Below are 13,793 nucleotides of genomic sequence, written 5' to 3' on the forward strand. Positions count from 1 at the left end.
TTCCGGGCCGCCCGCGGCGGGCGCTCAGAGCTTGCGCAGGCTCAGCTTCGTGACCTTGTGGTCGGGGCCCTTGCGGACGACGAGGGTGGCGCGGCCGCGCGTGGGGGCGACGTTCTCCAGCAGGTTGGGCTTGTTGATGGTCCGCCACATCGTCTTCGCGTACTCCAGGGCCTCCTCCTCGGAGACCTGGGTGTACTTGCGGAAGTAGGAGAACGGGTTCTGGAAGGCGGTCTCGCGCAGCTTCCGGAAGCGGTTGAGGTACCAGCGCTCGATGTCCTCGGGGCGGGCGTCCACGTACACGCTGAAGTCGAAGTAGTCGGCGAGGCCGACCCGGGTCCGGCCGTCCTTGCCCGGCAGGGCCGGCTGGAGGACGTTGAGGCCCTCGACGATGAGGATGTCCGGGCGGCGCACGACCAGCCGCTCGTCCGGGACGATGTCGTAGATCAGGTGCGAGTAGACCGGGGCGGTGACCTCGTCCTTGCCGGCCTTGATGTCGGCGACGAACTTGGTGAGGGCGCGGCGGTCGTAGGACTCGGGGAAGCCCTTGCGGGAGGTCAGGCCGCGGCGCCGGAGCTCCTCCATCGGGTAGAGGAACCCGTCCGTGGTGATCCGTTCGACGCGCGGGTGCTCGGGCCAGCGGGCGAGGAGGGCCTGGAGCAGGCGGGCCACGGTGGACTTGCCGACGGCGACGGAGCCGGCGACGCCTATGACGAACGGGGTCCCCTGCTGGGCGCCGTGGCCGTTGCCGCCGGCGTCGCCGAGGAAGGTGTTCAGGGTGCCGCGGAGGTTGCTGGTGGCGCCGACGTACAGGTTGAGCAGGCGGGAGAGCGGAAGGTAGACGTCCCGCACCTCGTCGAGGTCGATGACGTCGCCGAGGCCGCGCAGCCGCTCGACCTCCTCCGCCGTCAGGGGCAGGGGGGTGCGCTCGCGCAGGGCGCTCCACTCGGCCCGCGTGAGGTCGACGTAGGGCGAGGGCTCCGGCACCCGGCGGGGGCCGGGACGCTCCGTTGCGTGCTCCGGCGTACAGCGCGTCGGCGATGTGATCACACCGCCATTGTCGGGGCTCGGGGCCCCGCGTGGGTGGTGGGGTCGGTCACGTGGCGGGCCGGGGAGGGGGAAACGCCCAGGTGGGGCGGTGGCGCCCGACCGGGTCTCGATCGGAAGCCCGTCCTGTCTCGTGCCGGTCACGATTCTCGCGTGTGACCAGGAAGATCCCGCGTATGTGCCATTAACACCGGTCGCGTGATCGAGCAAGTCGTACATTGTTCGTCACCGCGGCGTTGACCGGCGTCCTGGCGGTGATCTGCTTCATGGGGGAGAGCTCTACGTGGGTACCACGTTCGTGCGGTGCGGCGTGCGGGCCGTGTCCGGCGCGTCCTTGTGTCTGCCGGCCGCCTTCGGTGCGCGGGCCGAGAAGCCCGTATGAGAGCGGTGCGCGTGCGGCGCGCGGCCGCACTGACCGTCTCGGGGCTGGCGGTGGCCCTGCTGGCCACCGGGTGCGGGTCCGGCCGGCCCACCGTGATCGTGGTGGAGGAGGGTGTTCCGGCCGCCGAGGTGCCGGCCTCCGACGCGGACGCCGGGCCCGCGCGCAAGGGGCAGCAGGTCGTCCCCCCGCAGAAGGGCAGGCCGCAGCCGGCACCGGAGCGCCTGCTGGTGGCGCAGGGGGACCTGCCGGACCACAAGGTGACCCCCGAGGCCCACGACAGCGTGCCGGGGAGCGTGGACCGGCCCGAGTGCCTGGAGCTGGCCCACGCCGTGTCCGGGTACCTGCCGGCGGGGCGGACCGGCTGGGCCAGGGCCGCGGTGGTCGCGGTGGCGTCGGCGCTGCCGGACGACGCGCCGGAGGGGCAGAAGCGGGCGGCCGCGCTGGACGCCGCCAGCTCGACGGTGACGGTGGTGACCCTCGGCTCGTACGAGGGGGACGCCGCCCACGGGCACTTCGCCGAGCTGCAGACGGCGGGCCGGGCCTGCGAGGGCGGGTACGCGGCGACGGCGGGCGGGGAGACCGTCACGGTGACCCGGGTCGTCCCGCACGCCGCGTCCGGCGGCGACGAGGCCCTCGCGTACACCGTCGAGGCGGAGCGCGACGGGGAGCCGTACCAGACGGAGCTCATGGTGGTCCGCAAGGGCGGCACGCTCGTGAACTTCCACGCGGACCGGCTGTCCGGCGAGGCGCAGCTGGCGGCCCCCGCGATCGAGGCGCAGGTCAGACGGCTGGGCTGACGCCCCGGCAGGGCGACGGTCCGGCCGCGCGGGGCGGCCGCGCCCGGGCGGATCCGCCGGGTGGGTCCGACGGTGGGTCCGCCGGGCGGGTTTTCGTCCTGTTCGGGTACCCGACAGGCGCCCAACTCAGGCGTACCCTGCGGCCTATGTGCGGAATTGTGGGATACGTGGGAGCGCAGTCGGCGCTCGATGTGGTCATCGCCGGACTGAAGCGGCTGGAGTACCGCGGCTACGACTCGGCCGGCGTCGCCGTCCTCGCCGACGGGAAGCTCTCCAGCGCCAAGAAGGCCGGAAAACTCGTCAACCTGGAGAAGGAGCTGGTCGCACAGCCGCTTCCGGCGGGCTCCACGGGCCTGGGGCACACCCGGTGGGCGACCCACGGCGGGCCCACCGACGCCAACGCCCATCCCCATCTGGACAACTCCGGCCGGGTGGCCGTCGTCCACAACGGCATCATCGAGAACTTCGCCGAGCTGCGCGCCGAACTGGCCGAGCGCGGGCACCGGCTGGAGTCCGAGACGGACACGGAGGTCGTCGCGCACCTGCTGGCCGAGCGCTTCGACGCGGTCCGGGCCGCCGGCGGCCCGACGGCCGCCGGGCTCGCGGAGGCGATGCGGCAGGTGTGCCGGCGGCTCCAGGGCGCCTTCACACTGGTCGCGGTGCACTCCGACGAGCCGGACGTGGTGGTCGGGGCGCGCCGGAACTCCCCGCTGGTGGTGGGCGTCGGGGAGGACGAGAACTTCCTCGCCTCGGACGTGGCCGCGTTCATCGCCCACACCCGGTCCGCGATCGAGCTGGGGCAGGACCAGGTCGTCGAGCTCCGCCGCGAGGGGGTCACGGTGACCGGCTTCGACGGCGCGCCCGCCGAGGTGCGGGCGTACCACGTGGACTGGGACGCCTCGGCGGCCGAGAAGGGGGGGTACGACTACTTCATGCTCAAGGAGATCGCCGAGCAGCCGAAGGCCGTAGCCGACACCCTCCTGGGCCGGATCGACGCGGGCGGCCTGCTCACCCTCGACGAGGTGCGCATCCCCGCCTCGGTGCTCCGCGAGGTCGACAAGGTCGTGATCGTGGCGTGCGGTACGGCGTACCACGCGGGCATGATCGCGAAGCTGGCCATCGAGCACTGGACCCGCATCCCGTGCGAGACCGAGCTGGCCAGCGAGTTCCGCTACCGCGACCCGATCCTGGACCAGCGGACGCTGGTGATCGCGATCTCCCAGTCCGGCGAGACCATGGACACCCTGATGGCGCTGCGGCACGCGCGCGAGCAGGGGGCCAGGGTGCTGGCCGTCTGCAACACGAACGGGTCGACGATCCCGCGCGAGTCGGACGCCGTGCTGTACACGCACGCCGGGCCGGAGGTGGCCGTCGCCTCGACGAAGGCGTTCCTGACGCAGCTGGTGGCCTGCTACCTCGTCGCCCTGTACCTCGGCCAGGTGCGGGGGACGAAGTGGGGCGACGAGATCGAGGCGGTGATCCGGGAGCTGTCTGACATCGCCGCGGCCGTGGACCGGGTCCTGGAGACGATGGAGCCGGTACGGGCCCTCGCCCGCTCGCTGGCCGACAAGGACACCGTGCTGTTCCTCGGCCGGCACGTCGGCTACCCGGTGGCCCTGGAGGGCGCGCTCAAGCTCAAGGAGCTGGCGTACATGCACGCCGAGGGCTTCGCGGCGGGCGAGCTCAAGCACGGGCCGATCGCGCTGATCGAGGAGGACCTGCCGGTGGTGGTCGTGGTCCCGTCGCCGCGCGGCCGGTCGGTCCTGCACGACAAGATCGTCTCCAACATCCAGGAGATCCGGGCGCGCGGGGCGCGGACCATCGTGATCGCGGAGGAGGGCGACGACGCCGTCGTCCCGTACGCCGACCACCTGATCCGCATCCCGGCGACGCCGACGCTGCTCCAGCCGCTGGTCGCGACGGTCCCGCTCCAGGTGTTCGCCTGCGAGCTGGCGACCGCGCGCGGCAACGAGGTGGACCAGCCGCGTAATCTCGCGAAGTCCGTGACGGTGGAGTAGTTGGGGTTGTCGTTGTGATTGTCGGTGTGGGGATTGACGTGGCCGAGATCGAGCGGTTCGGCGCGGCGCTGGAGCGGACGCCGCAGATGGCGGAGCGGCTCTTCCTCGACACCGAGTTGACGCTGCCGAGCGGCGAGCGGCGCGGAGTCGCCTCGCTCGCCGCCCGGTTCGCGGCCAAGGAGGCCCTGGCCAAGGCGCTGGGCGCGCCCGGCGGGCTGCTGTGGACGGACGCCGAGGTCTACGTCGAGGAGACCGGGCAGCCCCGGCTGCGGGTGTCCGGCACCGTCGAGGCCCGGGCCCGGGCGCTCGGCGTGAAGTCCTGGCACATCTCGCTGAGCCATGACGCCGGGATCGCGTCGGCGGTGGTGATCGCCGAGGGCTGAGGCCCCGCGTGCGGCACGCTGGTGGCATGCGTACTGCTTACAGCGTGGAGACCGTACGGGCCGCCGAGCGGCAGTTGATGGCCCGTCTGCCGGAGGGCGCCCTGATGGCGCGGGCCGCGGCCGGGCTGGCCGTCGTGTGCGCGGAGCTGCTGGCCCGCCGCCGGGGCCGGGTCCACGGGGCCCGGGCGGTCCTGCTGGTCGGGCCCGGCGACAACGGCGGCGACGCCCTGTACGCCGGCGCCCGGCTGGCGCGGCGCGGGGCCGCGGTGACGGCGGTCCCGATGGACCCGCAGCGGATGCACCCGGGCGGGCTGGCAGCGCTGCGGGCCGCCGGGGGAAGGGTCGGGACGTCCGTGCCGGAGCGGGTCGACCTGGTCGTGGACGGGCTGCTCGGGATCGGCGGGCGGGGCGGGCTGCGGCCGGCCGCGGCCGCGCTGGTGGAGCGGATCCCGGCCGGGACGCCCGTGGTCGCGGTGGACCTGCCGAGCGGGGTGGACGCGGACACCGGGGAGGTGGCGGGTCCCGCGGTGACGGCCGACGTCACCGTGGCCTTCGGGGCGTACAAGCCGGGGCTGCTGACCGATCCCGGCGCCTCGCGGGTGGGGGCGGTGCGGCTGGTCGACATCGGACTGGACCTGGCGGGCGCCCCCGTGGAGACCGAGGCGCTGCAACACGCCGACGTGGCGCGGCTGCTGCCGGTGCCGACGGCGTCGAGCGACAAGTACCGGCGGGGCGTGGTCGGGGTCGTCGCCGGATCGCAGCAGTACCCGGGCGCGGCGGTGCTCGCCGTGGCGGGGGCCCTGCGCGGCGGCGCGGGCGCGGTGCGGTACGTGGGGCCGGCGGCGGACGCCGTGCTGGCCCGCTTCCCCGAGGTGCTGGTCGGGCGGGGGCGGGTGCAGTCCTGGGTGGTCGGGCCCGGACTGGGCTCGGAGCGCGCGGAGGAGGTCGAGCGGGCCCTGGCGGACACGGACGTGCCGGTCCTGGTCGACGCGGACGGGCTGCGCGGGCTGGACGGCGCGGTGGTGCGCCGGCGGCGGGCCGCGACCCTGCTGACCCCGCACGCGGGGGAGGCGGCGGCGCTGCTGGGGACGGCGCGCGAGGCGGTGGAGGCCGGCCGGCTGGCCGCCGTGCGGCAGTTGGCCGGGCGGTACGGAGCGGCCGTGCTGCTGAAGGGGTCGACCACGCTGGTCGCCCCCGCCGGGGGCGGGGCCGTGCGGGTGAATCCGACGGGGACGCCCTGGTTGGCCACCGCCGGCAGCGGGGACGTGCTGTCGGGGCTGGCGGGGGCGTTGCTGGCGGGGGGCCTCGGAGCGGTGGACGCGGGCTCGGTGGCGGCGTACCTGCACGGCCTGGCGGGCCGGTTCGCGGCGGACGGCGCGCCGGTGGTGGCGCAGGAGGTGGCCGCGGCGCTGCCGCGGGCGTGGCGGAGCGTCATGGCCTAGGCCGGCCACGGCCGTGCCGCCACCGGCTTTCCGTTGCCGTCCGGCGAGTCGGACAAGGAGGGGCGAACCATGCCCGATCACCGAGTGGTGGGGGTTCTGAGAGACTGTGGGCGATGAACGAGACACCGATGCGCGTGTACGCCGAGATCGATCTTGACGCGGTACGGGCGAACGTGCGCGCACTGCGCGCACGGGCGCCCCGGGCCGAGCTGATGGCGGTCGTCAAGTCGAACGCCTATGGGCACGGGGCCCTCCAGTGCGCCCGGGCGGCCCAGGAGGCCGGGGCCACCTGGCTCGGCACCGCCACCCCCGAGGAGGCGCTGGAGCTGCGCGCCGCCGGGATCCAGGGGCGGATCATGTGCTGGCTGTGGACCCCCGGCGGTCCCTGGCGTGAGGCCGTCGAGGCCGACATCGACGTGTCCGTCAGCGGGATGTGGGCCCTGGACGAGGTCCGTGCGGCCGCCCGCGCGGCCGGCCGCACCGCCCGGATCCAGCTCAAGGCCGACACCGGCCTCGGCCGCAACGGCTGCCAGCCCGCCGACTGGGCCGACCTCGTCGGCGCGGCCGTGGCCGCCCAGGCCGAGGGCACCGTCCGGGTCACCGGGGTCTGGTCCCACTTCGCCTGCGCCGACGAGCCGGGCCACCCCTCCATCCGGCTCCAGCTCGACGCCTTCCGCGACATGCTGGCCCACGCGGAGAAGGAGGGCGTCGACCCCGAGGTCCGGCACATCGCCAACTCGCCCGCGACGCTCACCCTCCCCGAGAGCCACTTCGACCTCGTGCGCACCGGCCTGGCCGTCTACGGCGTCTCGCCCTCGCCCGAGCTCGGCACCCCCGCCCAGCTCGGCCTGCGGCCCGCGATGACGCTCAGGGCCTCCCTCGCGCTGGTCAAGACCGTCCCCGCCGGCCACGGCGTGAGCTACGGGCACCACTACGTCACCGAGTCCGAGACCCACCTCGCGCTCGTCCCCGCTGGCTACGCCGACGGCATCCCGCGCAACGCCTCCGGCCGCGGGCCCGTCCTCGTCTCCGGGAAGATCCGCCGGGCCGCCGGGCGGATCGCCATGGACCAGTTCGTCGTGGACCTCGGCGAGGACCCCGCCGAGGCGGGCGACCAGGTGGTCATCCTGGGCGACGCCGAGCGCGGCGAGCCGACCGCCGAGGACTGGGCTCAAGCGGCGCATACGATCGCGTATGAGATCGTCACCCGTATCGGAGGTCGGGTGCCCCGGGTCTACCTCGGCGGCTGAGGCTGAGTGAGGACGGCGACGTCGTGAGCGGGAACGTGTCGTGAGCGAGAACTGGCGCAAGGCCGGCTGGGCCGGCGCCGCCATCGGTGTCATAGCGGCGGGCGCCGCAGCCGGTGTCGCCGTCGAAAGGATCACCGTGGGCCGGGGCATCCGCAGGAAAGCACGCCTCGCCCTCGACGCCGCGGGGGACTACGGCTCCCTGCGCGGAACCGAGGGCACCTGCCGCACCGAGGACGGCACCGAGCTCTACTACGAGGTCGACGAGCTCGACGGGGCCGCAACGGCCGCGGCGGCCGCCCGCGGCGGCGGCAAGCGCCGGCCGCGGCGCAAGGGCGCGGCCCCGGCCACCGTCGTGTTCTGCCACGGCTACTGCCTCAGCCAGGACTCCTGGCACTTCCAGCGCGCCGCCCTGCGCGGCGTCGTCCGCTCCGTCTACTGGGACCAGCGCAGCCACGGCCGCAGCGCCCGCGGCCTCGCCCAGGCCGACGGCGAGCCCGTCACCATCGACCAGCTCGGCCGCGACCTCAAGGCCCTCATCGACGCCGCCGCGCCCGAGGGCCCGCTCGTCCTCGTCGGCCACTCCATGGGCGGGATGACCGTCATGGCCCTCGCCGAGCAGTTCCCGGAGCTGGTGCGCGACCGCGTCCTCGGCGTGGCCCTGATCGGGACGTCCAGCGGGCGCCTCGACGAGGTCACCTACGGGCTGCCGTCCATCGGACAGGGCGCGGTGCGCCGGCTGCTGCCGGGGGTGCTCAAGGCCCTCGGCTCCCAGGTGGAGCTCGTGGAGAAGGGCCGCCGGGCCACCGCCGACCTCTTCGCCGGCATGATCAAGCTCTACTCGTTCGGCTCCCGCGACGTCGACCCCGGCGTCGCGCGCTTCGCCGAGCGGCTGATCGAGGCCACCCCGATCGACGTGGTCGCCGAGTTCTACCCGGCCTTCCAGACCCACGACAAGAGCGCCGCCCTCCAGCGGTTCGCCGAGGTGCCCGTCACCGTCGTCGCCGGGGACCGGGACATGATCATCCCGGCCGGGCACAGCGTGGTGATCAAGGAGGAGCTGCCGGCCGCCGAGCTGGTGGTCCTGGAGGAGACCGGGCACCTGATGATGCTGGAGCGCCCCGAGATCGTGACGGGGCTGCTCACCGGCCTGCTGGCCCGCGCCGGAGCCGTCCCCGCAGCGACTAACGTTGGGGCGCATGGAAGACGTACAGCGGGAAGCGCCGCGCAGCCCGGCCGCTGAGGCCCTGGCCGAGGCCGCCGCCGAAACCCTGATCACCGTCGACTCGCCCGCCTCCATGCAGGAGCTGGGCCGCAGGATCGCCGGTCTGCTGCGCCCCGGCGACCTGGTCCTGCTGACCGGTGAGCTCGGTGCGGGCAAGACCACCCTGACCCGGGGGCTGGGGGAGGGCCTGGGCGTGCGCGGGGCCGTGACCTCGCCGACCTTCGTGATCGCCCGGGTGCACCCGTCCCTGGGCGACGGGCCGCCGCTGGTGCACGTGGACGCGTACCGGCTGGGCGGCGGGCTGGACGAGATGGAGGACCTCGACCTCGACGTCTCGCTGCCCGAGTCCGTGGTCGTCGTGGAGTGGGGCGACGGCAAGGTGGAGGAGCTCTCCGACGACCGGCTGCACGTGGTCATCGGGCGCGCGGTCGGCCACGAGGAGGTCCTGGACGACGTGCGCGAGGTCGCGCTGCGCGGCGTCGGCGCCCGCTGGGCGCAGGCCGGGCCGCAGCTGGCGGCACTGTCGCCGGCGTAGCCGGGCCGCCGGCGACGTACCGACAACCCGTCGGGAAAATATTGCGCCGGTGCGGGCCCACGTGATGACATGGTACCGAGCGTTGGTTAGGTGTACCTAAGTACGGCGTCCCGGGGCCCCAGGAGGCAGCCATGTCGGCAGCACGAGCAGAACGAGCGCCCGTCGTGTCCATGCGGGCCCTGCTCGCGGCGGGCGCGGCCGCGACCGCGGTGTCCACGCCGCCCGCACGCTCGGAGCCCGCTCCCCGGGACCCCGCAGCCGAGGGTGCCGCGGCCGAGGGCGCCGCGGACGCGGAACAGGCCGCCTCCACGGAACCGGAAGCGGCCTGAAGCCCGCGAGGGCCCGCGCACGGCGCCCCGTACGGGTGAATGCCCGGGCGGAGGCGGGGGCGTCCTACTGGACGACGACGACCTTCGAGTTGTAGAGCGCGAAGGCCCACATGGCGTCGCCGTCCGCACGCGACATCCGGATGCCGCCCGTCTTCTTCGCCGGGTCCGGCTGCGGCAGCGCACCGTCCACACGCGCGCTGAAACCGATCGCGATCCCCTCGGTGCTGTTGGCGAACCGCACGACGTGCTCGATCGGCACCCCGTCCGAGCCCGTGACCGTGCCCGCGCGCGAGTTGACCAGGTAGCTGCCGGGCGCCGGCTGCACCGTGCTCGGCACCACCGTGAACGTCTTCGGGTCCTTGCCGTCCTCGGCGACCAGCCACACCCGCTTCTGCGACACCGAGTACACGACCCGCTGCCCGGCCCCCGACTCGGCCGGCAGCACCGCCGGCTTCGCCGCGTCCTGCTGCGCCGGAGCCTGCTGCTGCGGGGCCGCCGGCGCCTTCTCGGCGGCCTTCGCGGGGTGCGCGGGAGCAGTCGCGTGGGCCTGGAAGCCGAGGAAGCCGATCGCGGCGATCGCCGCGGCCGTGAGCCCGGCCACGATTCCCGAGCTGCTGCGTGACACCTTGCTCCACCTCTCCGCGCCTGCGCGTACCGGTTCTGCGGCGCCGCCGGGCCGTTGCTGCCCGCCGCCGCGTCGTACTCCCGGTCGAAAGGTAGCAGCCGGGCCCCGTCCCGACCGGCCGCAAGGCCCGGGGCCCGGGGAGTCGTAGGCTGTTCGCGTGCTCTTGCTCGCCGTAGATACCGCCACGCCCGCCGTCACCGTCGCCCTGCACGACGGGGAGTCCGTCCTGGCCGAGTCCCACCAGGTCGACGCCCGCCGCCACGGGGAGCTCCTGCTGCCCTCCGTGGACCGGGTCCTCGCCGAGGCCGGGGTGAAGCTCGAAGCCCTCACCGGCATCGTCGTCGGCGTCGGCCCCGGCCCCTACACCGGGCTGCGCGTGGGCCTCGTCACCGCCTCCACCTTCGCCGCCGTCCTCGGCGTCCCCGTGCACGGCCTGTGCACCCTCGACGGCCTCGCCTACGCCGCGGGCGCCGCCGGGATCGAGGGCCCCTTCACGGTCGCCACCGACGCGCGGCGCAAGGAGGTCTACTGGGCGCGCTACGAGGACCCGCGCACCCGCGTCGGCGAGCCCGCCGTCGACCGCCCCGCCGACATCGCCGAGCAGGTCGCCGGCCTCCCGGCGGTCGGCCAGGGCGCCCGGCTGTACCCGGAGGTCTTCACCGACGCCCGCGGCCCCGAGCACCAGTCCGCCGCGGCCCTGGCCGCCCTGGCCGCGGAGCGCCTCGCGGCGGGCATCCCGTTCGAGAACGCCGACGGCGCCGCCCCGGTCCCGCTCTACCTGCGCCGCCCCGACGCCCAGGTGCCGAAGAACTACAAGGTGGTCACCCCGCAGTGACGGCCCCGACCGCAGTGCTCCGCGAGATGCGCTGGTGGGACATCGCACCGGTGCTGGAACTGGAGCACGAGCTCTTCCCCGAGGACGCCTGGTCGGCCGGCATGTTCTGGTCCGAGCTCGCCCACGCCCGCGGCCCGCGGGCCAGCCGCCGCTACGTCGTCGCCGAGGACCCTTCCTCCGGCCGCCTGGTCGGCTACGCGGGCCTCGCGGCCTCCGGCGACCTGGGCGACGTACAGACCATCGCGGCGGCCAAGGACCAGTGGGGCACCGGACTCGGCGCCCGCCTCCTCACCGAACTGCTGCGCGCCGCGACCGCCTTCGAATGCGCCGAGGTGCTGCTGGAGGTCCGGGTCGACAACACCCGCGCCCAGCGGCTCTACGAGCGCTTCGGCTTCGAGCCGATCGGCTTCCGGCGGGGCTACTACCAGCCGGGGAACGTCGACGCGCTGGTGATGCGCCTGACGGACCCGGCCCGCACGGCCGCCCCGGCCGACCCCGCCGATCCCGCCGGCCCGGCCGCGCCGGCCCCCTCGGCCCCCTCGACCACTGAGACCCACGAACACCCTGAGAGCAGTGAGACCCATGGCTGACGAACCGCTCGTCCTCGGCATCGAGACCTCCTGCGACGAGACCGGCGTCGGCATCGTCCGCGGCACCACCCTGCTCGCCGACGCGGTCGCCTCCAGCGTCGACGAGCACGCCCGCTTCGGCGGGGTCGTGCCCGAGGTCGCCTCCCGGGCCCACCTGGAGGCGATGGTCCCGACCATCGAGCGCGCCCTCAAGGAAGCCGGCGTCAGCGCCCGGGACCTCGACGGCATCGCCGTCACCGCGGGCCCCGGCCTCGCGGGCGCCCTGCTCGTCGGCGTCTCGGCCGCGAAGGCGTACGCGTACGCGCTCGGCAAGCCCCTCTACGGGGTCAACCACCTCGCCTCGCACATCTGCGTCGACCAGCTGGAGCACGGCCCGCTGCCCGAGCCCACCATGGCCCTGCTGGTCTCCGGCGGCCACTCCTCGCTGCTCCTCGCCCCGGACATCACCAGCGACGTACGCCCGCTGGGCGCCACCATCGACGACGCGGCCGGCGAGGCCTTCGACAAGATCGCCCGCGTCCTCCAGCTGGGCTTCCCCGGCGGCCCGGTCATCGACCGGCTGGCGAAGGAGGGCGACCCGAAGGCCATCCACTTCCCGCGCGGACTGACGGGGTCGCGCGACCCCGCGTACGACTTCTCCTTCTCCGGCCTCAAGACGGCCGTGGCCCGCTGGATCGAGGCGAAGCGGAACGCGGGCGAGGAGGTGCCGGTGCGCGACGTGGCGGCGTCCTTCCAGGAGGCCGTGGTGGACGTGCTGACGCGCAAGGCGATCCGCGCGTGCAAGGACGAGGGCGTGGACCACCTGATGATCGGCGGCGGCGTGGCGGCCAACTCCCGGCTGCGCTCGCTCGCGCAGGAGCGGTGCGACGACGCGGGCATCATCCTGCGCGTCCCGCGGCCCAAGCTGTGCACCGACAACGGCGCGATGGTCGCGGCCCTGGGCGCGGAGATGGTCAAGCGGAACCGTCCGGCCTCGGACTGGGACCTGTCGGCGGACTCCTCCCTCCCGGTGACCGACCCCCACGTCCCGGGCACGGCCCACGAGCACGACCACGAGCACGGCCACGAGCACGGCCACGGAGGCGGCGCCCACTCCCACGACCACGACCACGTGCACGAGCTGAGCAAGGACAACCTGTACTCGTGAACACCGTCGTCGCCCTGATGTGGGAGGCCCGGGCCGTCGAGGGCCGGGGCAACGAGCTGCTGGAGTGGGCCCGCGCCCAGGTCCTGGCCCGGGAGCCGGTGCGCCGCGAGGTGCTGCGCGCCGCCGGGGACCGGGTCCTCGTGATCACCTGGTGGGAGGTCCCGGAAGGCGGCACGGCGGCCGGACTGCCCGAGCTGCCGGAGCCCGCGGCGGACCTGATCACCCGGGCCGTGCACCGCTGGCGGTTCGAGTCCGTCGAGGTCACGCACGGCGGCTGACCGCGGGTCGAGGAGCGCTGCGGTGAAGCTCGACGGGGCGCCGCTAGGGTCGTGCGCATGCCTAGCCGCCGAGACCTGCCGCCCCCGCCGCCGCCCGCGCACCTGCGCGAGTGGCTGGACGAGAGCGTCGTACGGGCCGACCGCGCGCGCTTCCTCGCCGACCTGAGCCGCCGCAGCCTGGGCCTGGGACGGCTGGTGCTGCTCTGGCTGGTGGCGGCGGTCTTCGCGCTCGGCTGGACCTTCGTCGGCATGGCCGTGATGACCTTCGAGTCCGGTGCGGGGCTGGACCACCTCTTCGGCGCCGCCTTCGCGGTGATGGGCCTGGGGGTGCTGGGACCGGCCGGGTACTGCTTCGTGCGCGGCGCCCGGCAGGAGCGCCGGGTGCACCGGCTGCTGTGCGCCTGGGTCGTCGCGGGCCGGGACCCCGAGACGGACGCGGGCCTGCGCGCCCCGGGCCGCAGCCTGGTGTGGCTGGTGGCCTCACTGGCCCTGGGCGCCCTCGGCCTCTGGACGGCCTTCGCCGCGGCCGCGGGTGCCCGGCCGGGCACGGACACCGTCGGGCAGATCGCGTACGTCATGGGCCTCGGCATGATCCTGTGGATCACCGCCCTCCTGGGCCTGGCCAAGGCCGCCACCCACTACAGCTGGTCCCTGCGGGCGCGCAGGACCCGGCACGGCGCGGCGCCCGTGCCGTCCGGCGGGGCCGCCGGCCGACGGGTCCGCCACAGCACGGCGAGGCCGGCGAACTCCAGCCTCGCGGGCGTCTGAGCCGCAACGCCGCGGCCCCGGCCACCGGGGCGGGCCACGATCCGGCCCCGCCGGCGATCGAGGCGCGGGGTCCCGGGGCGGAGCCCCGAAAGCCCGGGCGCGGGGCCCGGGCGCGGCCCCGCACGACGCCCCCGCACCGGGCCGAAAC

15 protein-coding genes are annotated in these 13,793 nt (G+C 74.8%); 13 read left to right on the forward strand and 2 right to left on the reverse strand.

Annotation, left to right across the window (positions count from 1 at the left end; translation table 11 throughout):
- Positions 1–24: 24 nt before the first annotated feature.
- The gene (gene coaA / locus ACIRBY_RS06660; protein WP_403897053.1) at positions 25–1,047 is read right to left on the reverse strand and encodes a type I pantothenate kinase; all 1,023 of its coding nucleotides are present in this window, start codon (positions 1,045–1,047) and stop codon (positions 25–27) included.
- 375 nt (positions 1,048–1,422) lie between these two features.
- Here coaA and ACIRBY_RS06665 point away from each other — a divergent pair, with 375 nt between their 5' ends.
- The 8 genes from ACIRBY_RS06665 (at position 1,423) to ACIRBY_RS06700 (ending at position 9,402) form a co-directional block, all read left to right on the forward strand.
- Positions 1,423–2,223, forward strand: a complete 801-nt coding sequence (locus ACIRBY_RS06665) for a hypothetical protein (RefSeq protein WP_403897056.1) — start codon at positions 1,423–1,425, stop codon at positions 2,221–2,223.
- Positions 2,224–2,369: 146 nt separating this feature from the next.
- Positions 2,370–4,241, forward strand: coding sequence for a glutamine--fructose-6-phosphate transaminase (isomerizing) (gene glmS, locus ACIRBY_RS06670; protein WP_403897058.1), 1,872 nt, complete (start codon positions 2,370–2,372; stop codon positions 4,239–4,241).
- A 14-nt stretch (positions 4,242–4,255) separates the two neighbouring features.
- Positions 4,256–4,624, forward strand: a complete 369-nt coding sequence (locus ACIRBY_RS06675; RefSeq protein WP_042814327.1) for a holo-ACP synthase — start codon at positions 4,256–4,258, stop codon at positions 4,622–4,624.
- 26 nt (positions 4,625–4,650) lie between these two features.
- Positions 4,651–6,066, forward strand: coding sequence for an NAD(P)H-hydrate dehydratase (locus ACIRBY_RS06680; RefSeq protein ID WP_403897062.1), 1,416 nt, complete (start codon positions 4,651–4,653; stop codon positions 6,064–6,066).
- Positions 6,067–6,179: 113 nt separating this feature from the next.
- Positions 6,180–7,316 (forward strand): alanine racemase, encoded by a 1,137-nt coding sequence (gene alr / locus ACIRBY_RS06685; protein ID WP_403897065.1) that lies wholly within the window; start codon positions 6,180–6,182, stop codon positions 7,314–7,316.
- A 40-nt stretch (positions 7,317–7,356) separates the two neighbouring features.
- The gene (locus tag ACIRBY_RS06690; RefSeq protein WP_403897070.1) at positions 7,357–8,556 is read left to right on the forward strand and encodes an alpha/beta fold hydrolase; all 1,200 of its coding nucleotides are present in this window, start codon (positions 7,357–7,359) and stop codon (positions 8,554–8,556) included.
- Positions 8,513–9,073, forward strand: coding sequence for a tRNA (adenosine(37)-N6)-threonylcarbamoyltransferase complex ATPase subunit type 1 TsaE (gene tsaE / locus ACIRBY_RS06695; protein ID WP_403897073.1), 561 nt, complete (start codon positions 8,513–8,515; stop codon positions 9,071–9,073). Before ACIRBY_RS06690 ends, tsaE begins: the two co-directional genes overlap by 44 nt.
- 131 nt (positions 9,074–9,204) lie before the next feature.
- Positions 9,205–9,402 (forward strand): hypothetical protein, encoded by a 198-nt coding sequence (locus ACIRBY_RS06700; protein ID WP_403897075.1) that lies wholly within the window; start codon positions 9,205–9,207, stop codon positions 9,400–9,402.
- A gap of 64 nt (positions 9,403–9,466) precedes the next feature.
- On the opposite strand, the gene ACIRBY_RS06705 is transcribed toward ACIRBY_RS06700, so the two are convergent.
- Positions 9,467–10,027, reverse strand: a complete 561-nt coding sequence (locus ACIRBY_RS06705) for a hypothetical protein (protein ID WP_403897078.1) — start codon at positions 10,025–10,027, stop codon at positions 9,467–9,469.
- A gap of 157 nt (positions 10,028–10,184) precedes the next feature.
- On the opposite strand from ACIRBY_RS06705, the gene tsaB reads away from it, so the two are divergent.
- From tsaB to ACIRBY_RS06730, 5 genes are read left to right on the forward strand one after another with little or no spacing between them, the layout of a single operon-like run.
- Entirely contained in the window at positions 10,185–10,862 is a 678-nt protein-coding gene (gene tsaB / locus ACIRBY_RS06710) for a tRNA (adenosine(37)-N6)-threonylcarbamoyltransferase complex dimerization subunit type 1 TsaB (RefSeq protein WP_403897081.1), read from the forward strand.
- A complete protein-coding gene (gene rimI / locus ACIRBY_RS06715) occupies positions 10,859–11,452 on the forward strand; it encodes a ribosomal protein S18-alanine N-acetyltransferase (RefSeq protein ID WP_403897084.1) in 594 nt (197 codons plus the stop codon). The genes tsaB and rimI overlap by 4 nt, the downstream gene beginning before the upstream one ends.
- A complete protein-coding gene (gene tsaD, locus ACIRBY_RS06720) occupies positions 11,445–12,599 on the forward strand; it encodes a tRNA (adenosine(37)-N6)-threonylcarbamoyltransferase complex transferase subunit TsaD (RefSeq protein WP_403897088.1) in 1,155 nt (384 codons plus the stop codon). The genes rimI and tsaD overlap by 8 nt, the downstream gene beginning before the upstream one ends.
- A 17-nt stretch (positions 12,600–12,616) precedes the next feature.
- On the forward strand, positions 12,617–12,877 hold the full coding sequence (locus ACIRBY_RS06725; protein WP_403898192.1) for a hypothetical protein: 261 nt from the start codon (positions 12,617–12,619) through the stop codon (positions 12,875–12,877).
- A 57-nt stretch (positions 12,878–12,934) separates the two neighbouring features.
- Positions 12,935–13,645 (forward strand): hypothetical protein, encoded by a 711-nt coding sequence (locus ACIRBY_RS06730; protein WP_403897090.1) that lies wholly within the window; start codon positions 12,935–12,937, stop codon positions 13,643–13,645.
- Positions 13,646–13,793: the final 148 nt, after the last annotated feature.

Source organism: Streptomyces sp. NPDC096136 (assembly GCF_044763325.1).
Lineage (GTDB): Bacteria > Actinomycetota > Actinomycetes > Streptomycetales > Streptomycetaceae > Streptomyces.